This is a genomic window from Piscinibacter lacus (genome assembly GCF_016735685.1).
Taxonomy (GTDB): domain Bacteria; phylum Pseudomonadota; class Gammaproteobacteria; order Burkholderiales; family Burkholderiaceae_C; genus Aquariibacter; species Aquariibacter lacus.
Genome location: NZ_JAERRA010000001.1, coordinates 39,114 through 59,307 on the forward strand (window position 1 = coordinate 39,114; position 20,194 = coordinate 59,307).

A 20,194-nucleotide genomic window follows, 5' to 3' on the forward strand; every position below is an offset into this window, starting at 1 on the left:
GTCAAGCCCCACCGAAGCGTTGCTGGCACCCGTCGCCCGCCGCAGCAAGCCCTTGACGCTCAGGCACGAGCCTGGATCGAGGCCTGGCGCACCGCATCGAGCAGCACCGCCACCGACTCCGGCGGCGTGAACTGGTTGATGCCGTGGCCCAGGTTGAAGATGTGCCCGCCGTGGCGGCCGTCCGCCCGCTGCGGCCGGCCGAAGCTGGCCACCACGGCCTGGGCCTCGGCGCGGATGGCGGCCTCGTCGCCGAAGAGCACCATGGGATCGACATTACCCTGCAGGGCCACCCTGTCGTCGGTGCGGCGGCGCGCATCGGCCAGCGAGACCGTCCAGTCCAGGCCGACCACGTCGGCGCCGGTGCCGGCGATGGCCTCCAGCCACAGGCCGCCGCCCTTGGTGAAGACCAGGTGCGGGATGCGGTGGCCGGCATGTTCCTTCTTGAGCCCGTCCAGCACGCGCTGGGTGTAGGCCAGGCTGAAGCTGCGGAAGGCCGCATCGGACAGCACGCCGCCCCAACTGTCGAAGACCATCACCGCTTGCGCGCCGGCCTCGATCTGCGCATTCAGGTAGGCCGCCACCGCGTCGGCATTGACGGCCAGGATGCGGTGCATCAGGTCGGGCCGGCGGTACATCAGGGTCTTGACCGCGCGGTAGTCCTCGCTGCCACCACCTTCGACCATGTAGCAGGCCAGGGTCCAGGGGCTGCCGGAGAAGCCGATCAGCGGCACGCGGCCGACACCCTGGGCATCGGCGAGCGCGCGGCGGATGCTGGACACCGCGTCGAACACGTAGCGCAGCTTGTCGAGGTCCGGCACCTCCAGCTTGGCGACGGCGGCCTCGTCGCGCACCGGATGGGCAAAGCGCGGGCCTTCGCCCTGCGCAAAGCTCAGGCCCAGGCCCATGGCGTCGGGCACGGTCAGGATGTCGCTGAACAGGATGGCCGCGTCGAGCGGGTAGCGGTCGAGCGGCTGGAGCGTGACCTCGGTCGCATAGGCCGGGTTCGTCGCCAGGCCCATGAAGCTGCCGGCCTTGGCGCGCGTGGCGTTGTATTCCGGCAGGTAGCGACCGGCCTGGCGCATCAGCCAGACGGGGGTGCGATCGGTGGGCAGGCGCAGGCAGGCGCGCAGGAAGCGGTCGTTGGCCAGGGGCGGCAGGGCGGGATCGTGCATCGCGCGATTGTCGCCGCCGAGCGTCAGGCAGCCTAGCGTCCCGCGCTCGGGGCCTGCCCGGGTCCGCTCACTGGTCGATGTCGAGGACCAGGGCGCGGGCCGCCTCGGGGCTGAGCAGCAGCAGTTCGCCCAGGGCCGTCCAGTCGTCGGGCAGGGCCGGGTTGAACCAATCCACCGCGCTGTGGCGCGCGATGCGAACGGCCAGGCTGACGCAGCGCACCTGCGGGTCCCAGGCCTGGGCATCGTCGGTCATGCGGCGCAGCAGCTCGGGCAGGCCCCAGGCGCGCATCAGGGCTTGTTCAAGCGCCGTCAGCTCGATGCCGAGCAGCGCCTGCTGGGCCGGGGCCGAGCGCAGCGTCGGGTCGGCGGCCTGGCGTTGGGCCAGGGTGTCGGCCAGCTCGGGGCGGTGGCACCAGAGCAGCAACTCGGCGAAATCGTGCAGCAGGGCGGCTGTCTGCAAGGCCGCGGCATCGCCGTCCATGCGGTGCACGGCAAAGCCCAGCGCGAAATTGGCGCTGCGGCGGGCGCGGCGCAGCACGGCGGCCAGGCCGTCCGGGGCGCTGGCGATGCCGCAGCGCGCCGGATCGACCGCCGCCTCGGCCAGCGGCAGCTCGCCCAGGCTGCGGAAGAAGGGGGCGATGCCCAGCAGCAGCAGGGCGGCGGTGACCGTCTCGGGCATGCCGCGGCGGTCCTCGCGCTCGGCCGGCGTGCTCAGGCGCGCGGCGCTGGCGAAGATGCGCAGGGTCATCAGCGGATCCTGGGCCACGGCCTCGGCGATGCGGTGGGCGTCGACGTCGCCGCGCTCGTCCTCGGCCCGGGCCAGTCCGTCCAGCGCCCGCTGGGTGTCGGCCAGCACCGGCACCGGCAGGCTGCAGAAGGCCTCGGTCCAGGCCGGCAGGGAGGCAGGGATGGGCAGGAGGAGCATGCCTCGCAGCCTGCCCGAGGCCGGCCGCGAGCAGCCGCGAAGCAAAGCCACAAATGGATACGAATTCCGGCTTTAGGCGCTGCGGCCCGGGCCGAAGAAGGCGAGGTGCATCCCCTTCGCCCCCCCTTCCCGCTGCATCGCCAAGCCGGCTTCACCCTGCTGGAGCTGATGATCGCGATGGTCGTCGTCAGCGTGCTCAGCCTGGTCGCCTACCCCAGCTATGCCGACCATGTGCGGCGCAGCCAGGTGCAGACGGCCTTCGCCCAGCTCGCCGATTTCCGCGTGAAGCTGGAGCAGTACTACCAGGACCACCGCAACTACGGCAGCGAGGCCTGCGTCGATGCCGACGATGCGCCCGCCTGGGCCGACTTCGCGCCGCCCGGCGAAGCACTGTTCGACTTCAGTTGCAGCCTGCTCGCGAGCGGCCAGGCCTACCGCCTGCAAGCCAGCGGCCGCAGCGGCACAGCCGCCGCGGGCCACCAGTACCGGGTCGACCAGGACGACCGCCGCGGCACCCTGCGCTTCCGCGGGGCCGAAGTCGACAAGTCCTGCTGGCTGTGGAAGGGCGGCGAATGCTGAGCCGCAGCCGCCTGCGTGGCCTGACGCTGATCGAGCTGGCCATCACCCTGGCCATCTTCGGCATGACCATGCTGACCGTGCTGCCGAGCGCGGCCGACTGGCTGCGCAGCACCCAGGTCCGCCATGCCGGCCACACCCTGCAACGGGCGCTGGAGCGTGCCCGCAGCGAGGCCCTGCGGCTGAATGCGCCGGTGCGCTTCACCCTGGTGAGCAGCGAGGACGCGCGGGCGCTGGACGCCGGCTGCGTGGCCGATGCGGGCGGCGGCGGCTGGGTGATCTCGCGCGACGCACCCGACGGCGCCTGCCATGCCGCGCCCTCGGCCACGGTGGCGCCGCGGCTGATCGCGGCCGAGGCAGCCGGCGCCGGCCATGCCCGCGTGACGGTGGCCGGCCTGGACGCCGCGGGCGCGCCCGCCAGCGGCCTGCGCTTCAATGGCTTCGGCCGGGTCGAGGACGAGGACGGCCTGCGCCGCATCACCCTGAACCTGGCGGGCAGCCGCAGCTTGCAGCTCGACATCTCGCGCCACGGCGCGGTGCGCCTGTGCGAGCCGGCAGTGCGCGATGCCGACGATCCGCGCGTCTGCCGCTGAGGCCCGCCATGCCGCTCGCCCCCGCCCGCCCCCGCCAGCGCGGCGCCAGCCTGGTCGAGGTGCTGGTCGCGCTGCTGATCTTCTCGGTCGGCCTGCTCGGCCTGGTCGGCCTGCAGGGCCAGATGCTGCGGGCGCAGAGCGCCATCGGTCTGCGCGGCGAGGCGGTGCACCTGGGCGGCCAGCTCATCGGCCGGCTCTGGACCGAGTCGCCCGAGCAGCTTGCCCGCTACAACACCGAGGGCGGCGCCTGTGCGGCCCATCCGCCCTGCGCCGCCTGGCTGGCCCAGGTGGCCGAGCGCCTGCCGCAGGGCGAGGCCGAAGTCCAGGTGCTGCGCGATGCCGGCACCCTGGCCGACGGGCTGTCGCTGCGCATCCACTGGCAGCCGCCCGGCGAGGGCCGGCACACCGAGGCCCAGCAGGCCGCGATCCGCCGCAACTGAAGGCCCTGCGATGACGACGCCCCGCCCCGCCCTGCCCCGCCGCCGGCCGCTGTCCGCCCGGCGCTCCGGCGGCTTCACCCTGGTCGAACTGCTGGTGGCTCTGGCGGTCGGCCTGATCACCACCCTGGCGATCGCGCAGAGCCTGATCGCCGCCCAGGGCCAGCAGATGCGCACGACGCGCGGCAGCGATGCCCAGGTCAATGGCGCGCTGGCCCTGCACGAGCTGCAACGCGCGGTGCAATCGGCCGGCTACGGCCTGATCAGCCAGACCGAGGGCCTGGGCTGCCCGATCCGCGCCCGCCATGCCGACGCCGCCGAGGCCAGCGACTGGCTGCTGACCCCGGTGCTGATCACCCCCGGCGCCGACGGCGCGCCCGACCGGCTGCGGGTGATGAGCAGCGACAACGGCCGCTATGCGGTGCCGATCAAGGTCGCCATCGACCATCCGCGCACGGCGGCCAATTTCTTCGTCGACACCACCCTGGGCGTGGCGCCCGGCGACCTGATGGTCGCCCTGCCCCTGCCCTGGGACGAGACGCACTGGTGCAGCGTCTTCAACGTCACCCAGACCGGCGGCGCCGGGACCAGCCAGCTCATCCACAACCCCGGCAACGACGGCCCCTGGAACCAGGCCGGCGGCCAGACCATCTTTCCGGACGATGGCTACCCGGCCTTCGTCGCCGGCAGCCCGCCGCGCGGCACCCTGCTGCTGAACCTGGGCCGGCTGCTGCTGCGCGACTACGCGATCGACAGCGGCCAGGCCCTGGTGCTGAGCGAGCTGGACAGCGCCCGTGGCCCGGTCGCCCAGACAGGCGAGCTCTACCCGCACATCGTCCAGCTCCAGGCCCTTTATGCCAAGGACAGCGACGGCGACGGCGCGGTCGACCGCTACGACGATGTGCAGCCCGCCGACGCCGCCGGCTGGGCCCAGGTGCTGGGCCTGCGCCTGGCCGTGGTCGCCCGCAGCGCCCAGGCCGAGCGCGAGGACGTGACCGCCAGCTCCCCAAGCTGGCGCCTGGGCCGCGGCGTGACCGTGCCCGGCTCGAGCGCCTGCGGCGAAGACCGCTGCCTGCCGCTGCGCCTGGACGGCCTGCCCGCGGGCTGGCAGCGCTACCGCTACAGCGTCTTCGAGACCCTGGTGCCGCTGCGCAACCGGATCTGGCACGCATGAAGCCCGCCGTCCGCCCGAACAGCCGCCCTCGCCACGCGGCGCGCGGCATGGTGCTGATCCTGGCGCTGCTGGCCCTGGTCGGCCTGGCGCTGTCGGCGGTCGTGCTGGTGCGGTCGGTGGATGCGGGCGGGCAGATCGTCGGCAACCTCGGCTTCAAGCAGCAGGCCACCGCCGCCGCCGACCCGATGGCCGAGGAAGCCCTGGCCTGGCTGCTGGCCGCCCAGGCGGCCGACCTCGCCGCCCTGCATGCCAGCCAGCCCGAGGCCGGCTACTACGCCAGCAGCCTGGACGACCTGGACCCGACCGGCAGCCAGCCCGGCGCTCTGGCCCGGGTCGACTGGGACGGCGACGACTGCGGCGGCGCCGACATCACCTGCCTGCCCGCCCGCGCCGCCACGCCGGTGGGGCCGCACACCGGCCAGTGGGTCATCACCCGCCTGTGTCGCATCGAAGGCGAGCCGCAGCCCAGCAGCACCCAGACCTGCGCCAGCGCGGCCGGCAACCTGGAAGCCGAGGTCTGCAAGGGCCGGCTCGACTACGAGACCCTGGGCTCGGCCGGCCTGGGCCAGGGCAGCATGGTGCGCGGCTGCGGGCTAGCGCCGCTCTCGCCCTACTACCGGATCATCGTGCGCAGCGTCGGCGGGCGCGGCACGGTGAGCTACACCGAGACCCTGGTCTCGCTGTCCTGAAGCCGCGCTCGATGCCGAGGCCGACCATGCGCCCCCTGCCCTGCTCCCCCTGGCCCGGCCGCGCATGCCGTGTGACGGCCGCCCTGCTGCTGGCCGTGCCGCTGGGGCTGCGGGCCGCGCCGGCCGATCTGGCCGATGTGCCGCTGGCCACCTCGCCGAGCGCGGCGATCCGGCCCAACCTGCTCTTCATCCTGGACGACTCGGGCAGCATGAGCTGGGACTTCACGCCCGATGCCACCTATGTCTACAAGTACGGCGACAAGAACACCGCGATCTCGGGCCTGGAGCTGCTGGACCGCACGCAGACCTCGCTCTGCCACGGCGTGGCCAGCATCAACCGCAGCGCCTACAACCCCGCCCTGCGCTACCTGCCGCCGCTGCGCGCCGATGGCAGCAGCTACCCCGACGCCAGCTTCAGCGATGCCTGGGAAGACGGCTATGCGGGCGGCAGCAGCGCGCGCCGCAACCTGAACAACCTGTCGACGATCGGCGGCACGACGGCCGGACGACGGCTGATCCCGCCCGAGACCTGGGTGGCCGGCAGCCGCACCACGGTCAACAGCACGAACTACCGCTTCTTCTACTACGCCCTGCCCAGCGCCAGCCCGGTGCGATGCAACCGCAGCGTGACGAGCGGCAGCAGCGCCTACTCGCCCGGCCGCTTCACCATCGTGCTGGACGCCTCGGCGATTGCCGCGCCGGCCGGGGTCGATGCCCGGACCAACTACGCCAACTGGTTCAGCTACTACCGCAGCCGCACGCTGACGATGCGCGGCGGCGCCGGCCGGGCCTTTGCGCAGCTCGACGGGGCGCGCTTCCGCGTCGGCTTCAGCTCGATCAACACCAGCCTGACGAACGACGGCGACCGCTTCCTGAGCGTGCGCGACTTCGACGACAGCGCCCAGCGCGAGGCCTTCTTCGCCCGCCTCTACGGGCTGGAGCCGAGCGGCAGCACGCCGCTGCGCAGCGCGCTCTCGCGCGCCGGCCGCTACTTCGCCAACAAGCTGCCGGGCCAGAACGATCCGGTGCAGTACGCCTGCCAGCGCAACCTGGCCATCCTGACCTCGGACGGCGTGTGGAACGAGACGGCGACCCCGGTCGACGTGAACGGCAATGCGATCGGCAACAGCGACGGACCGGGCAGCGGCGAGGTCCGTCCGCAGCTCGACGATGCGCGCAGCAGCGGCACCGCCATCGGCGGCAGCGGCGCCTCGGGCACCCTGGCCGATGTGGCGCAGTGGTACTGGAAGAACGACCTGCGCAGCAGCAGCCTGGGCAATTGCAGCGGCGCGATCAGCGGACAGGATGTCTGCCCCGACCAGGTGGCACCGACCGCGCGCGACCCGCAGACCGCCCAGCACATGAACACCGTCACCCTGGGCCTGGGCCTGGCCGGCAACCTGGCCTATGTGCCGGACTACGAGACCCAGACCAGCGGCGACTTCTTCAGCCTCGTCAACGGCAGCCGGGCCTGGCCGCATCCCCTGGCGGGCACGACCGCCGCGCAGGAGCTGGCGCGGGTCGACGACCTCTGGCATGCCGCCGTCAACGGCCGCGGCAAGTTCTACAGCGCCAGCGATCCGGACGAGCTGAGCAGCGGCCTGCGCGAGGCGCTGGATGCCATCGGTGCCACCCTGGGCGCGGGCTCGGCCGCGGCCACCAGCAATCTGCAACCGGTGGCCGGCGACAACCATGCCTATGTGGCGAGCTACGAGACCGTCTACTGGAACGGCGAGCTGAGCAAGCGCACGGTGAACCCGACCAGCGGCGCGGTCAGCAGCAGCGTGCTGTGGTCGGCCAAGGCTCAACTGCTGAGCCAGGTGGGGGTGAACAGCGACAGCCGGCAGATCCACTACTTCGCGCCGGGCGAGGCGAGCAAGCTCAAGGCCTTCACCCATGCCAACCTGCTGGCCGACGGCCTGCTGCTGGCCAACAAGCTCGGCCCGCTCTGCCCCGATGCCAGCGGCGCCCTGCTGCTGAGCCAGTGCGCCAGACTGGACAGCGCGGGCAAGGCGGCGGCCGGCGGGGCCAACCTGATCGGCTTCCTGCGCGGGCAGAGCGGTTTCGAGATGAATGCCGCCAATGCGCTGCGCGTCTTCCGCGAACGCCACAACAGCCGCGAGCGCAATGTGCTGGGGGACATCGTCAACGGCAAGCCGGTCTTCGTGCGCAAGCCTTCGGCGCCCTATCCGGAGGCGAGCTACCGCGCCTTCGCCACGGCCCAGGCCAGCCGCGCGGCCAGCGTCTATGTGGCGGCCAACGACGGCATGCTGCATGCCTTCGATGCCGAGACCGGCCTGGAGCGCTGGGCCTATGTGCCGCGCGCCGTGATGCCGCGCCTGCACCAGCTTGCCGATGCCGACTATGCCAACCGGCACCAGTTCTTCGTCGACGGCTCGCCGGTGGTGGCCGATGTGCAGGACGGCAGCACCTGGCGCACCGTGCTGGTCGGCGGCCTGAACCTGGGCGGCGGCAGCTACTACGCGATCGACGTGAGCGACCCCGCCAACCCGCGCGGCCTGTGGGAGTTCAGCCATGCCAACCTGGGCCGCAGCGCGGGCAATCCGCTGCTGGGCAAACTGCGCGACGGGCGCTGGGTGGTGGTGTTCTCCTCGGGCTACAACAACCATGTCACGGGGGACGGCGGCGGCCACGTCTTCGTCGTCGATGCGATCAGCGGCGCGCTGATCCGCAGCGTGCCCACCGGCGTCGGCGACACCGTCACGCCCAGCAACCTCGGCAAGCTCAATGCCTGGGTGGACAACGCGGCCGACAACACGCTGCAGCGGGTCTATGGCGGCGACATGCTCGGCAACCTGTGGCGCTTCGACCTGGACGACCGCCTGGCCCCGGCCGGCCACGAAGCCCTGCGCCTGGGCACGGCCCGCGCGCCCGATGGCAGCGTGCAGCCCATCACCACGCGGCCCGAGCTGCTGGAGCTGAACCAGGCCGGCAGCCGCCATGCGGTCGTCGTCTTCGGCACCGGCCGCTACCTGGGCAGCAGCGACATCGGCGATGCGACGCTGCAAAGCGTCTATGCCCTCAAGGATCCGCTGGACAGCAGCGGCTGGGGCAATCTGCGCCTGCGCAGCGATCTGGTCGGCCAGACCTTGGGCAGCACGGTGGTCGGCGGCCGCAGCCTGCGCACGGTGCCCGCACCGCAGGCCGTGAACTGGAGCAGCCAGATCGGCTGGCGGGTGGACCTGACGATCTCGCCGGGCGAGCGGGTCGATGTCGACATGCAGCTCGTCGCCAACCTGCTGACCTTCGCGAGCAATGTGCCCGAGGCCAATGCCTGCGTGACCGGCGGCACCTCCTGGCTCTACTACCTGGACGTGCGCAGCGGCAGCGTGCTGCCGGGCTCGCCCCAGCGCATGGTCGGGCAGTTCCTCGGCAATGCGCTGACGGCCGGCATCACGACCATCGTCAGCACCAGCGGCGCAACCAAGACCATCGTGGTCTCGCGCAAGGGCGACATCACCACCACCGACGACCCGGGCCAGGGCGGCAGCGGCGTGGCCCGCCGCATCGCCTGGCGCGAGCTGGCGCGCTGAGCGCGCCGGCCGCGGCTACTGGAAGGCGACCTCGTCGAAGCTGCGCAGCTTGCGGCTGTGCAGGCTGGCGCTGCCGGCGGCGCGCAGGCGCTCGACCGCGCGCAGGCCGATCTGCAGGTGCTGCTGCACGCGCTGGCGGTAGAAGGCGTCGGCCATGCCGGGCAGCTTCAGCTCGCCGTGCAGCGGCTTGTCGCTGACGCACAGCAAGGTGCCGTAGGGCACGCGGAAGCGGAAGCCGTTGGCGGCAATGGTCGCGCTCTCCATGTCCAGCGCGATCGCGCGGCTCTGGCTGAAGCGCCGCTCGGGGCCGGGATGCGGCAGCAGCTCCCAGTTGCGGTTGTCGGTGCTGGCCACGGTGCCGGTGCGCATGATCTGCTTGAGCGCGGGGCCGTGCAGGCGGGTGACATCGGCCACCGCGCCTTCGAGGGCTTGCTGCACCTCGGCCAGCGGCGGGATGGGCACCCACAGCGGCAGGTCCTCGTCGAGCACATGGTCCTCGCGCACATAGCCGTGGGCCAGCACATAGTCACCAAGCTGCTGGGTGGTGCGCAGGCCAGCGCAGTGGCCCAGCATCAGCCAGGCATGCGGGCGCAGCACGGCAATGTGGTCGGTGATGGTCTTGGCATTCGAGGGGCCGACACCGATGTTGACCAGGGTGATGCCGCTGCGGTCGGGCCGCATCAGATGGTAGGCCGGCATCTGCGGCAGCCGGGGCGGGGCCTGGCCGAGGAAGTCGTCGGGCTGCAGGGTCAGGCCGCGGCGGCGGTGCAGCACATTGCCGGGCTCGACGAAGGCGACGAAGTCGTCGGCCTGGCCCGGCGCCAGGCCCAGGCGCTCGGCGAGCTCGGGCTCGGCCTCGCCGACCGGGCTGTCCATCAGCGCATGCCCGAGGCGGATGAACTCGTCGACGTAGAAGGGGTAGTTGGTGAACAGCACGAAGTTCTGGAAGTGCTCGGGCAGCGTGCCGGTGTAGTGCCGCAGGCGGTGCAGCGAATAGTCGATGCGCGGCGCGGTGAACAGGGCCAGCGGGCGCGGCGCACCGGGTGCCGGCTCGTGGCTGCCGTTGGCGATGCCATCGTCCATGGCCGCGAGGTCGGGCAGGTCGAAGACATCGCGCAGGCGGGCGCGGCGCAGCGGATCGAGCGTGCCTTCCAGATGCGCCTGCTCGGGCAGCGCGAAGTGGATCGGTATCGGCTCGCGCCCGGGGCCGATCTGCAGGCCGCCGCGGCGCAGCTCGCCGTGGTGGCGCAGCAGCAGTTCGAACTGCCGCCGCAGGTAGGGGCCGAAAAGCTCCGGCCGGGTCAGGCTGGTTTCGTAGACGCCGGGGCCTGCCAGCACGCCGTAACTCAGCGGGGCTTCGGCCTCGTTGAGTGCCGACTGCACCTGGACCCGCAGGGCGGGATAGCAGGCGCGCACGCGGCCGGGCGGATCGCGCCCGTCCAGGTAGTCCTTGAGGGCGCTGCGCAAGCGGTCGAGCGCCTGCCGGTAGAGCGCCTGCACGGCGGCCAGCGCGGCATCAGGCTCGGTGAAGTGCAGCCAGGCGGGCGCGTCGGCGAGCGGCTCGGCGGCGGGCTGAACATGCGGCGGAGGGCCGCTGGCGGGGGCGCTGGGTCGGGCGGTGTCGTCCATGGCCGCAGCCTAGCGCGCCCGGGTGACGGCAAGCCCTCCGCCTAGACTGTGTCGATGCCTTTTGCGCCGACTTCCCCTCCCCCCCGGCGGGTCCTGCCGCTGATCGTGCTGGCCCAGTTCGGCGGCACCTCGCTGTGGTTTGCGCCGAATGCGGTGATGCCGGCCTGGCAGCGCGACTTCGGCCTGCCGCCCGAAGCCCTGGGCTGGCTGAGCGCAGCGGTGCAGGCGGGCTTCGTGCTGGGCACCCTGGTGTTCTCGCTGCTGGCCCTGGCCGACCGGCTGCCCGCGCGCCGGGTCTTCGTGACCTGCGCGTTGGCCGGCGCGGCTTGCCAGGTGGCCACCCTGTTCGTGCCGGCAGGGCCGCACGCCCTGCTGCACCTGCTGCTGCTTCGGGTGCTGACCGGCTTCCTGCTGGCGGGCATCTACCCGGTGGGCATGAAGATCGTCGCGCAGTGGCATCCGCAGGGCATCGGTCCGGCGCTGGGCTGGCTGGTGGGGGCGCTGGTGCTGGGCACGGCGGCCCCGCATTTGCTGCGCGGCCTGGGCGCCTCGGGCGACTGGCCGCCGGTGCTGGTCGGCGTGGCCCTGCTCGCAACATGCAGCGCTGCGCTGATGGCCTGGGCGGTGGGCGATCCGCCGCTCAGCCTTGCCTTGCGGGCCGCGCCCCCGCGGGCGAAGCTGGGCTGGCGACAACTGGCGGCCAACCCCGCCCTGCGGGCCTCGGCCGGCGGCTACTTCGGCCACATGCTGGAGAACTACAGCTTCTGGGTGCTGGTGCCGCTGATCGTGGCGCCCCGGCTGGACGGCGCCGCGGCCGCTTATGCGGCCTTTGGTGCGATCGCGGCTGGCGGCCTGGGCTGCGTGCTGGGGGGCCGCTGGGTGGCGCGCGGCGGCCGACCCTCGACCGGGCGCAGCGCCCGGGTGGCGGCCGCCATGCTGGCATGCAGCGGCTGCTGCGCGATCGTCTCGCCCTGGGCGCTGGCGGCGCCCGATGCGATCTTTGCGTTGTGGCTGGGGCTCTGGGGCTTCAGCGTGGCGGGCGATTCACCGCAGTTCTCGGCACTCAATGCCCACCATGCCCCGCCGGCCCAGGTCGGTCAGGTGCTGACGGCGATCAACGGCATCGGCTTCAGCCTGTCGATCCTGAGCATCGAGATCTCGACCCGCCTGGCCACCCAGATGCCTCTGGCCTGGGTGCTGCCCGGCCTGGCCCTGGGGCCGATGCTGGGCCTGCTGGGCATGCGGACGCTGCTCAGTCGAAGCGGATGAAGCAGCCTTCCTTGGCCTTGCGGACGGTAGCGCGGTATTTGCGCACCTCGACCTGGACGGATTCCACGTCGCGCAGGTAGGAGCCGCGCTCGCCGCCGATGGTGCTGGCATTCGAGGCAGTGCTGAGGTTGATGTAGTCCTCATGCCGGATCTCGCGCGCCAGCGCGTCAACGGCGCAGGAGCACTTGTTGATCATCTCGAAGGGCGCCCCCGGATGCTCGCGCAGGCAGGCCTGCACGAAGAGCACGCGGTCGATGGTGGGGTAGTCGTTGGGCGAGGCGGCGCCGGTCTGCGCATGCAGCGCGGGGCTTGCGACCAGGGCAAGCGCGAGGGTCAGGGCGGAGGGGATCAGGCGGGGCATCGTCAGGCCTCTTGTGGGGGCTCAGGGAGCGGTCGGGGCCTGGAGCGTCAGGCGCTCCACGGTCTCGGGGGCGGCGCCCGCCGTGGCGGCGGGCAGGGTGCTGCGGATCTCGAAAAGCTCGCCCGGCACCTCGGGGGAGAGCAGGAAGACGTATTCGGTCTGTGCCAGTTTTTCGTAGCGAGGGCGGTTGGGATCGAGCAGGAAGGGCTGCACGCGCACCTCGCTGCCCTTCACCGTCCGGCCGGCGTAGTTGAACTCGCGCGGGCTGACCTTGGCCTGGTCGACGAGCGCCAGGCGGATGCGCTTGCGGAAGTGGTTGGCCGAGCCCTTGGTCAACTCATTGAGCCGGCGCACTTCACGCTCCAGGAAGAACAGCACCACCGGATTGCCGCGGGCCTGTTCGATCAGCGGAAGGTTGACCCTGCGCGGGCCGGCGAGAAAGTCGGCCTTCACATTGCAGCACTTGCCGCCGCTGTCGGGCAGCAGCTCCAGGATGGCCCGGTCGTCGACCGGCGTGGCCACGGTGCTGCCTTCATAGCGGTAGGCATAGACCAGCTTCGTCGGCGGCTTCATGGTCGCCAGCGGCGTGCGCATGAAGACGAGTTGCTCGGCTTCGGAGGGTTCAGGCGCGGCCGCCGGCGGGGACTCCGGCTGGACCTGACCCTGAGCCTGGGCCGAAACGCCCGCCGCCGAAAGGGCCAGCAGCAGGGCCGCAAGGCCGTTCATGAATGGGGCGTGAAGCTTCAACGGGACTCCAGGGATTCGGAAAGCTGACGTGCAGCCTGAGGGTCGAGCTGGCTGAGCACCATCAGGGCATCACGCGCCTTGCCCTGGCGGCCCGAGCGTTGGTAGAGCAGCCCGAGATCCAGCCACGCACGTGCGTGACGCGGGTCAAGTTGCAGGGCGCGGCTGTAGGCCTGCTCGGCGGCATCAAGACGCCCGAGGGCCGTCAAAGCGAGGCCGCGGGCATGCGGGGCTTCGCTGTCCATCGGGTCCTCGGCTTCCCAACGCTCCGCAAGCTGGGCGAGTTCGTCCCAGGCCTGGCCCTGGACCAAGGCGGCGGCGCGCAGGAAATGCGGCTGCTCCGGCGGGCCCAGTTCCCAGAAACAGAGCCCGGGCACGGGCTGGATCGGCCCGTCCGCGCCTTCGGCTGCGAGGAGTTCGCGAACCCATTCCACAGGCGTGGCGTAGTAGTGCCGCTCGCCACCGCGCAGGCGGAAGGTGAGGATGCCGATCAACTGGCCTTGCTCGTCGAACATGCCGCCACCGCTGGCCCCGGAACTGAACCAGTTCGTCGACTGGACCACCCGGCTGCCGGCCAGGCGGTGCAGGCCAGCGACCTCGCCTTCGCTGTACTGGATGCCCAGGCCGCCGGTGTAGCCGATGGCGACCACCGTCTGCTTGCGGGCCAGCCCCTCGGTGCGGCCGAGCTTCACGGGCTCGTCCTCCAGGGTGGGCACGCTGAGCAGGCAGAGATCCCGGTAGATGTCGCTGCGCTGGGCCTTGGCCGTGCTGCGCAAGCCGTTCTTCAGGATGACGATGTGCGACGCCTTGCGGGTCACATGGCAATTGGTCACGACACGACCTGGCGCGACGATCACACCGGAGCCCAAGCCGAAGCCGCCGTTGGCCGAGATCGCCTCGATCTTGACCACCGAGTTGCCGACTTCGAGCTTGAGTTCCTGGCTGAAGCCGGCATGCGCCGACCCCAGCATCGTCATGCCTGCCACGAGACCGAGGAACAGCCTGCGCAAGCCACCGGGAACAGACTGGACCTGCGTCGCGCAGGTGCTTGGGAACAACATGGACGCCTCTCCCGACAGATGGCTCTGTGGCTCAGCGACCCGATCCTTCCGCGGTCGTTTCGATGGGCAGCAGAGGAACGTTGTATTCACGCAGGATAGCCTCGATGTCTTGCCGGCTGTCCGCGATCAACTTCTCAACCTGCTGCTTCCAGGCACGCTCGCCATGGCGCACGCCCATCGCGATCTCGAAGTCGAACTTGATGTTTCGCTCCGAGCGCATGGCCACGACATTCAGCTCAGGCGACTTGACCCGCTTGGCAAAGAATCCGGCGATCGGGCCCCAGACGATGGCCACATCGATCTTCCCGGCGGCGAGGTCCTGCTCGATGATCTCGCCAGGGTACTGGTCGGGCCGCGGGCTCATGATCGCGTAAGGCACACCCTGCTCAAGCAGTTGATGGCGGGCAAGCCAGTCCGAGGCCGGTGAGCGGTCGTAGATGCCGATGCGCAGCTTCTTCAGCACGGCGGGGTCGAGCTTGAGGAAATCCTCTTGCGACGCCACGCCGTCGAGGCCGCGCCCCTTGGGGAAGACCATGGCGTAGGTCGACCGGTAGTAGGGCTTGGTGGCTGAGACCTGGTCGAAGCCGGCCGGGACACCCATCACCAGGTCGCAACGGAAGTCTTCGCCCGGAAGCTTGTAGCGCAGGGTGTTGCGGATGAAGGCCTGCCGCTGCGGGAAAGAGTAATAGGTGACCGGCAGGCCCAGGGCCTTGCCGAACACCTCCGCAATGCGGTTCTCGATGCCTGCGCCCGCTTCGTTGGAGAAGGGCAGGTTGTTCGGGTCCTGGCAGACCCTGAGGGCCCGACGCTCCGGCTCATCCTGAGCGGAGGCCGGCAGGGCGGACATGCCGCAGATCGCGGCCAGGCCCGCAGCCGCAATGAACGACGCACCCCGCTTGCCGCGGCGCTGCGCCGCGTCCTTCACGGGGCGGGTGCTCATTCGATGCCCGTCACGCGAGCGGTCTTGATCGCGCCATCCGAACGCCCCTTGAGGTAGGCGTAGATGTCATCGATGTTCTTGGTCACGACCGGAGCATCCTTGTGCGGGGGCATGCCACGCTCGATGCGGCCGTCGATCACGACCTTGACGAAATCATCCTTGCTCAGCACCTTCATGCGCTCGACGAGCGAGGGGCCGGCAAGGCCTTCCTGGTTCGCGCCATGGCAGGCTGCGCAGTTGGCTTGACGCCAGGAGCGGAAGCCATTGAGGGTCTTGGCATCGACCTTGTTGCCGTCGACCACCGTGTACAGCGGGGTCTTGACCTCTTGGGCCAGGACCGCGGGGGCGGCAGCGACGAGGGCGAGGGCGGCAGAGAGAGTGCGGAGGATCATGATCAGGGGTTTTCAGAAACAAGGGGATGACACTCGTGAGAGTGCCATCCCCGGGGCCGGTTCCCGGGCCGCCTGGGCGACCCGGGTAATCACTGACCCTACAGTCGGCTTGCGGCCGATCAGTTGGGCAGCGCGAAGACGGTCAGCGAGCCACCGAGGTCGGTGTACTGACCCAGTTCCTTGTAGCCACCCACGGCGCCCAGGCCATCGGTGTCCTTCTCAAGACCAGCCGCCATGCCGATACCGGCCCAGCCGCCAATGCCCGAGAAGACGCCCATGTACTGCTTGCCCTTGTGCTCGTAGGTGAACACGTTGCCGATGATGCCCGACGGCGTACGGAACTTGTACAGCTCCTTGGTGATGTCCTTGGCATCGACGCACTTGAAGAAGCCTTCCAGCGTGCCGTAGCAGGAGATGCCACCCGCGGTGTTGAGCGAACCCGACCACACCGAGAACTTCTCCGGCTTGGACTGGACGATCTTGCCCTTGCCCGCGTCCCAGGTGATGTAGTTGCCCATGCCGCCGTGGCTGCCCGGGGCCGGGAACATCGACAGGGTGGCGCCGACGTACGGCTGGCCAGCGACGTACTCAACCTTGAACGGCTCGTAGTCCATGCAGACGTGGTTGGTCGGCACGTAGAACAGCTTGGTGTTCGGGTCGAACGAAGCGGGCTGCTGGTCCTTCGAGCCAAGCGCCGCCGGGCAGATGCCCTTGGTATTGACGTCCGGGCCGTTCTGGGCGGTCGAGTACTTCGACACGACCTGCGGGCGGCCGGTCTTCATGTCGACGTGGGTGGCCCAGTTGACCTTCGGGTCATACTTCTCGGCGACGAGCAGGGCGCCGGTCACGCGGTCCAGCGTGTAGGCGAAGCCGTTGCGGTCGAAGTGCACCAGGGCCTTGGTGGGCTTGCCCTTGACATCGATGTCCGCAAGGATCATCTCGTTGATGCCGTCAAAGTCCCACTCGTCGAACGGGGTCATCTGGTAGACCCAGTTGACCTTGCCGGTGTCCACGTCACGCGACCAGATCGACATCGACCACTTGTTGTCGCCCGGGCGCTGCGCCGGGTTCCAAGTCGAGGGGTTGCCGGTGCCGTAGTAGACCGAGTTCGTGGCCTTGTCGTAGCTGTACCAGCCCCAGGTGGTGCCGCCGCCGATCTTCCACTGGTCGCCTTGCCAGGTCTTCAGCGAAGAGTCCTTGCCAACCGGCTGAACCTTGCCATCGATCCAGGTGGTGGTCTTGTTCGGGTCGATCAGCATCTCGGCGTCGGGGCCAACGCTGTAGCCCTTCCACACTTGCTTGCCGGTGTTGATGTCGTAGGCGGCGATGTAGCCGCGGACACCCCACTCGCCACCGGAGATGCCGGTGATGACCTTGTCCTTGAAGACGTGCGGGGCGTTGGAGTTCACCGCGCCCAGCTTCGGGTCACCATTCTTGGTGGACCACAGGACCTTGCCGGTCTTGGCGTCCATGGCGACCAGCATCGAGTCGGCTTGCTGCAGGAAGATCTTGCCTTCCGCGTAGGCCAGGCCACGGTTCACGGTGTCGCAGCACATTTGCGGGATCACGGCCGGGTCTTGCTTCGGCTCGTGCTTCCACACGATCTTCTGGGTGTCCAGATTGATCGCGAACACCTTGTTGGGGAAGGGCGAGTGCAGGTACATCATCCCGTCGACGACGAGCGGCGAGCCTTCATGGCCACGCAGCACGCCGGTCGAGAAGGTCCAGGCCACTTGCAGCTTGCCAACGTTGCTGGCGTTGATCTGGTTCAGCTTGCTGTAACGCTGGTTGAACATGTCACCAGCTTGGGCCGCCCAGTTCTTGGGGTTGGCCATCTTGCTTTCGAGGTCGGCGTTCGCGGACGCGACCATCGGCAGCGCGAGCACGGCAGCGCTAAGCGAGCGCAGCATGAACTTTTCGGTCTTCATCAATGTCTCCGTAGTTGATCGGAAGAACTGTTGCCAAGCACTCTCTCCGGCCCGCACGTTGCAGCACACGTTCCCTCATGACTCCACGTGCCGACCGGAACCGCTGAGTGCATCGCCCCGAGGGGTGTGCTTCAGCGCCTGGGATTTGTACCTCCGAGGGTGAGGGTGGCAAATCGGGTAAACGCCATGCCGCAAAACGCAAGGCGCGCTGTTTGTCAAGCCCCTGTCGGCGGTTTTTGCTTCGGTTCCGGCGCATCTTTCGAACACACTGACCCAAGCCTGTGTCACTTCGCCCGGAGAACGCCGGTTTGCGTGCGTCTGCACCGGGAATCCGGCCCGGATGAGCCCTCGGGAGGAGGATGGTGGCTCGACAACAGGTCCGCGGCTGTCGACAGCTTGTCGGCCTCGAGACCTCGCCCGGCCACCCCCGGATCTACCCGTAGTCGAGGGGGATCGTGCCCCCGAGCGGTCCGGCGGAGGCATCAAGCGACCGGACGCGCCGGGGTACAGCTCTTGCAAACCCCGGGGCACCTCTCCTGCGACCGCCCCGAAGCCGCCGTGTCCGAAGACCTGCCCGCACCGACCGACCCCAGCCGCCCCGCGGCGGCAGGCCTGCGCGTGCTCTTGGTCGATGACGGAGCACACCGCGTTGGCCTCATTCAGGCGGAGCTGGCCCGCCAGGGTTGCGAAGTGGTCGGCGTGCTCGATGCCGCAACGCTGGTGCACGACTGCGTGTCACGGCTCAAGCCCGATGTGGTGATCGTCGACAGCGAGTCCCCGACCCGCGACACGCTCGAGCACCTGGCCACGCTTTCGGCGCGCAACCCGCGCCCGGTGGTCGTGTTCTCCGAAGACGCGGCCACCGACACCATGCGTGCCGCGATCAAGGCCGGCGTCAGCGCCTACGTGGTGGCCGGCCTGCAAGCCGAGCGCCTTGCGCCCGTGCTGCACGTGGCCATCGCCCGCTACGAGCAGGATGCCGCGCTGCGCGCCCAGCTTGACGAGGCCCAAAGCCAGCTTGCCCACCGCAAGACCATCGAGCAGGCCAAGACCGTGCTGATGGACAGCCAGGGCCTGGACGAGGACGGCGCCCACAAGCGCCTGCGCCGCCTGGCCATGGACCGCGGCATGAAGCTGCACGAAGCGGCCGAACGCGTGATCGACGCGCAGAGCTGGCTGCGGCCGGCCTGAGCGCCGCCTGCCGGTGCGCGGGCACCAGGGCGAGGCCCTGCGTGCACCGTTGCCGCGCCGCGCCGCGGCTTGCCGGCCCGGTCCAGCGGCCTGGACCCCATCCGGAGGCTGGCACGGTCTTCGCAAGAGTCCTTGCGCAGCGCCCGCAACGGCGTGGGTGCTGCACCCCAAATGGTTCGGACAAAGGCGTCCGGTCGTCGTCGAAGCCCCAGAGGCTTCGGCACGCCCGCGACGCCTTTTTCGTTTTCTTGGTCTCTTACAGGTGCAGTGATGACGTCCACCCAGCGCGAGGGTCTCATGAGTGAACAACGACGCGACTTCATCAAGGGCTCGGCTGCCGTCGCGGCCCTGGGCGCTGCGGGCGTGAGCCCGGGGGCCTGGGCCGCCGGCTCGGACAAGCCCGAGAAGGAGGAGGTCCGCATCGGCTTCATCCCGCTGACCGATTGCGCCAGCGTGGTGATGGCCTCGGTGCTCGGCTTCGACAAGAAGTACGGCATCAAGATCGTCCCGAGCAAGGAAGCCTCCTGGGCCGGCGTGCGCGACAAGCTCGTCAACGGCGAGCTTGACATGGCCCATGTGCTCTACGGCCTGGTCTATGGCGTGCACCTGGGCATCGGCGGCCCCAAGAAGGACATGGCCGTGCTGATGACCCTCAACCACAACGGCCAGGCCCTTTCGCTGTCCAAGGCCCTGGCCGACAAGGGCGCGGTCGATGTCGCCTCGCTGGCCAAGGTGATGGCAACCGACAAGCGCGAGTACACCTTCGCGCAGACCTTCCCGACCGGCACCCACGCCATGTGGCTGTACTACTGGCTGGCCTCGGGCGGCATCGACCCGATGAAGGACGCCAAGGTCATCACCGTGCCGCCGCCGCAGATGGTGGCCAACATGCGCGTGGGCAACATGGACGGCTTCAGCGTCGGCGAGCCCTGGAACCACCGCGCCATCATCGACGGCATCGGCGTCACCGCCGCCACCTCGCAGGACGTGTGGAAGGACCATCCGGAGAAGGTGCTGGGCACCACCGGCGACTTCGTGGCGAAGTACCCGAACACCGCACGCGCCGTGATCATGGCCGTGCTGGAAGCCAGCCGCTGGATCGACGCCGGCCTGCAGAACAAGGTCAAGATGGCCGAGACCATTGCCGCCAAGTCCTATGTGAACACCAGCGTCGATGCGATCAACCAGCGCATCCTGGGGCGCTACCAGAACGGCCTGGGCAAGACCTGGGACGACCCCAACCACATGAAGTTCTTCAGCGACGGCTCGGTGAACTTCCCCTACCTGTCCGACGGCATGTGGTTCCTCACCCAGCACAAGCGCTGGGGCCTGCTCAAGGAGCATCCGGATTACCTGGGCGTGGCGCGCAAGATCAACCAGATCGAGCTCTACAAGCAGGCCGCAGCGCAGCTCAAGGTCAGCGTGCCCAAGGACGCGATGCGCAGCAGCAAGCTGATCGACGGCGTGAGCTGGGACGGCAAGGACCCGGCCAAGTACGCCGACAGCTTCAAGATCCGCGCGGCCTGATCCCGCCCCACCGCGCGCCGCGGCCCAGGCCG

At 70.0% G+C, this 20,194-nt stretch carries 18 protein-coding genes; 9 read left to right on the forward strand and 9 right to left on the reverse strand.

Going from position 1 to position 20,194, the window contains the following annotated elements:
* Positions 1-59 precede the first annotated feature (59 nt).
* Together hemE and JI742_RS00195 are read right to left on the reverse strand one after the other, a co-directional pair.
* Complete coding sequence (gene hemE / locus JI742_RS00190) at positions 60-1,172, reverse strand: uroporphyrinogen decarboxylase (protein WP_201822815.1); 1,113 nt, start codon at positions 1,170-1,172, stop codon at positions 60-62.
* Positions 1,173-1,239: 67 nt separating this feature from the next.
* Positions 1,240-2,097: an HDOD domain-containing protein gene (locus JI742_RS00195; protein WP_201822816.1), complete on the reverse strand. Its 858-nt coding sequence runs from the start codon at positions 2,095-2,097 to the stop codon at positions 1,240-1,242.
* 105 nt (positions 2,098-2,202) lie between these two features.
* On the opposite strand from JI742_RS00195, the gene JI742_RS00200 reads away from it, so the two are divergent.
* From JI742_RS00200 to JI742_RS00225, 6 genes are read left to right on the forward strand one after another with little or no spacing between them, the layout of a single operon-like run.
* Positions 2,203-2,676 carry a type IV pilin protein gene (locus JI742_RS00200; RefSeq protein ID WP_201822817.1) on the forward strand — a complete coding sequence of 158 codons (474 nt, stop codon included), beginning with the start codon at positions 2,203-2,205 and terminating at the stop codon, positions 2,674-2,676.
* The gene (locus JI742_RS00205; protein ID WP_201822818.1) at positions 2,670-3,266 is read left to right on the forward strand and encodes a pilus assembly FimT family protein; all 597 of its coding nucleotides are present in this window, start codon (positions 2,670-2,672) and stop codon (positions 3,264-3,266) included. The genes JI742_RS00200 and JI742_RS00205 overlap by 7 nt, the downstream gene beginning before the upstream one ends.
* Before the next feature lie 8 nt (positions 3,267-3,274).
* Positions 3,275-3,706 carry a type IV pilus modification PilV family protein gene (locus JI742_RS00210; RefSeq protein WP_201822821.1) on the forward strand — a complete coding sequence of 144 codons (432 nt, stop codon included), beginning with the start codon at positions 3,275-3,277 and terminating at the stop codon, positions 3,704-3,706.
* A 10-nt stretch (positions 3,707-3,716) separates the two neighbouring features.
* Entirely contained in the window at positions 3,717-4,877 is a 1,161-nt protein-coding gene (locus JI742_RS00215; protein ID WP_201822824.1) for a PilW family protein, read from the forward strand.
* Positions 4,874-5,566 (forward strand): hypothetical protein, encoded by a 693-nt coding sequence (locus JI742_RS00220; RefSeq protein WP_201822827.1) that lies wholly within the window; start codon positions 4,874-4,876, stop codon positions 5,564-5,566. Before JI742_RS00215 ends, JI742_RS00220 begins: the two co-directional genes overlap by 4 nt.
* A 26-nt stretch (positions 5,567-5,592) precedes the next feature.
* On the forward strand, positions 5,593-9,120 hold the full coding sequence (locus JI742_RS00225; protein WP_201822830.1) for a pilus assembly protein: 3,528 nt from the start codon (positions 5,593-5,595) through the stop codon (positions 9,118-9,120).
* Positions 9,121-9,135: 15 nt separating this feature from the next.
* Here JI742_RS00225 and JI742_RS00230 read toward each other — a convergent pair whose 3' ends face one another.
* Positions 9,136-10,749, reverse strand: coding sequence for an AMP nucleosidase (locus JI742_RS00230; RefSeq protein ID WP_201822833.1), 1,614 nt, complete (start codon positions 10,747-10,749; stop codon positions 9,136-9,138).
* Between the two features lie 54 nt (positions 10,750-10,803).
* Between JI742_RS00230 and JI742_RS00235 the strand changes: the two genes are divergently transcribed.
* On the forward strand, positions 10,804-12,018 hold the full coding sequence (locus JI742_RS00235; RefSeq protein WP_201822836.1) for an MFS transporter: 1,215 nt from the start codon (positions 10,804-10,806) through the stop codon (positions 12,016-12,018).
* On the opposite strand, the gene JI742_RS00240 is transcribed toward JI742_RS00235, so the two are convergent.
* The 6 genes from JI742_RS00240 to JI742_RS00265 form a co-directional block, all read right to left on the reverse strand.
* Entirely contained in the window at positions 12,002-12,379 is a 378-nt protein-coding gene (locus JI742_RS00240) for a hypothetical protein (RefSeq protein WP_236676714.1), read from the reverse strand. The genes JI742_RS00235 and JI742_RS00240 overlap by 17 nt on opposite strands.
* A gap of 21 nt (positions 12,380-12,400) precedes the next feature.
* Entirely contained in the window at positions 12,401-13,105 is a 705-nt protein-coding gene (locus JI742_RS00245; RefSeq protein ID WP_201822838.1) for a hypothetical protein, read from the reverse strand.
* A 17-nt stretch (positions 13,106-13,122) separates the two neighbouring features.
* Entirely contained in the window at positions 13,123-14,100 is a 978-nt protein-coding gene (locus JI742_RS00250; protein ID WP_201822840.1) for a trypsin-like peptidase domain-containing protein, read from the reverse strand.
* Between the two features lie 115 nt (positions 14,101-14,215).
* Complete coding sequence (locus JI742_RS00255; RefSeq protein WP_434057621.1) at positions 14,216-15,124, reverse strand: substrate-binding domain-containing protein; 909 nt, start codon at positions 15,122-15,124, stop codon at positions 14,216-14,218.
* The gene (locus tag JI742_RS00260) at positions 15,121-15,516 is read right to left on the reverse strand and encodes a c-type cytochrome (RefSeq protein WP_201822842.1); all 396 of its coding nucleotides are present in this window, start codon (positions 15,514-15,516) and stop codon (positions 15,121-15,123) included. The genes JI742_RS00255 and JI742_RS00260 overlap by 4 nt, the downstream gene beginning before the upstream one ends.
* Positions 15,517-15,635: 119 nt before the next feature.
* A complete protein-coding gene (locus JI742_RS00265) occupies positions 15,636-17,387 on the reverse strand; it encodes a methanol/ethanol family PQQ-dependent dehydrogenase (RefSeq protein WP_434057641.1) in 1,752 nt (583 codons plus the stop codon).
* A gap of 615 nt (positions 17,388-18,002) precedes the next feature.
* Here JI742_RS00265 and JI742_RS13755 point away from each other — a divergent pair.
* The gene (locus JI742_RS13755; protein WP_350309609.1) at positions 18,003-18,635 is read left to right on the forward strand and encodes an ANTAR domain-containing response regulator; all 633 of its coding nucleotides are present in this window, start codon (positions 18,003-18,005) and stop codon (positions 18,633-18,635) included.
* Positions 18,636-18,932: 297 nt separating this feature from the next.
* The gene (locus JI742_RS00275; RefSeq protein ID WP_236676716.1) at positions 18,933-20,162 is read left to right on the forward strand and encodes a CmpA/NrtA family ABC transporter substrate-binding protein; all 1,230 of its coding nucleotides are present in this window, start codon (positions 18,933-18,935) and stop codon (positions 20,160-20,162) included.
* Positions 20,163-20,194 lie beyond the last annotated feature (32 nt).